1 protein-coding gene is annotated in these 1,209 nt (G+C 61.9%); it reads left to right on the top strand.

The features are described 5' to 3' along the window. Positions 1-103 precede the first annotated feature (103 nt). Positions 104-1,209, top strand: a 1,106-nt coding sequence (locus tag ADADOO_RS14625; protein WP_511278240.1) for an NAD(P)/FAD-dependent oxidoreductase, incomplete at its 3' end; no start/stop codon positions are given.

The raw sequence follows: 1,209 nt of genomic DNA, 5'->3' as shown, positions 1-1,209 counted from the left end.
CGGAACAGCGAATCAACCGCCAACGTCGGCGGTCCGATGGCAACGACGTCATGCGCTGAAATAAATTTTGCACCCTCGGGTGCGCGCAACGTTGGAGTTAAGCATGAGCACAACCGCTGTCAAACCCCGTCTCGTCCTGATCGGCAACGGCATGGCTGGTGTCCGCACCGTCGAAGAGCTACTGAAGATCAAGCCGGATCATTACGACATCACGATCTTCGGTGCCGAACCTCACCCGAATTACAACCGCATCCTGCTTTCCCCGGTGCTGGCCGGGGAAATGACCATCGCCGAGATCGTCCTCAACGAACTCGACTGGTACAAGGAAAAGGGCATCACGCTGCACACCGGCAAACAGATCAAGACCATTGACCGCGTCAAGCGCAAGGTCATCGCCGAGGATGGCACCGAGGAAGCCTACGACCGCCTGCTCATCGCCACGGGCTCGACCCCCTTCATGCTGCCCATCCCCGGCAACGACCTGCCCGGCGTGATCGGCTACCGCGACATCAAGGACACCGACGAGATGATCGAAACCGCCCGCCTCCACAAGCACGCGGTGGTCATCGGCGGCGGCCTGCTCGGCCTCGAAGCGGCCAATGGCCTCAAGTTGCGCGGCATGGACGTCACCGTCGTGCATATCGGTCCGTGGCTGCTTGAGCGCCAGCTCGACGAAGTCGCCGGCAAGATGTTGCAGAAATCGCTCGAAGACAAGGGTCTCAAGTTCCTCCTCGAAACCCAGACCGAAGCCTTGATCCAGGGCGAATCCGGCCGCGTTGCCGCGATCCGTTTCAAGGATGGCCTGCAGATCCCGGCCGACCTCGTCGTCATGGCCGCCGGCATCCGCCCCAACTATGCGCTGGCCGAAAAATCCGGCATTTACTGCAATCGCGGCATCGTCGTCAACGACACCATGCAGACCTACGACCCGAAGGTGTACGCCGTCGGCGAGTGTGTCAGCCACCGCGGCATCGCCTACGGCCTCGTTGCCCCGCTCTTCGAGCAGGCCAAGGTCGCCGCCAACCACCTGGCCGGCTACGGCATCGGCCGCTACACCGGCTCGGTGACCTCGACCAAGCTCAAGGTCACCGGCATCGACCTCTTCTCGGCCGGCAACTACATGGGCGGTGAAGGCACCGAGGAAATCCTGCTCAACGACCCGCACGGCGGCGTGTACAAGAAGCTGGTCATCAAGGACAACAAGCTGGT

The sequence above is a fragment of the Azonexus sp. genome, assembly GCF_036170495.1.
Lineage (GTDB): Bacteria > Pseudomonadota > Gammaproteobacteria > Burkholderiales > Rhodocyclaceae > Azonexus.
The sequence above is the reverse complement of the archived record's forward strand: the minus strand, read 5'-3'. Positions and strand labels throughout refer to the sequence as shown.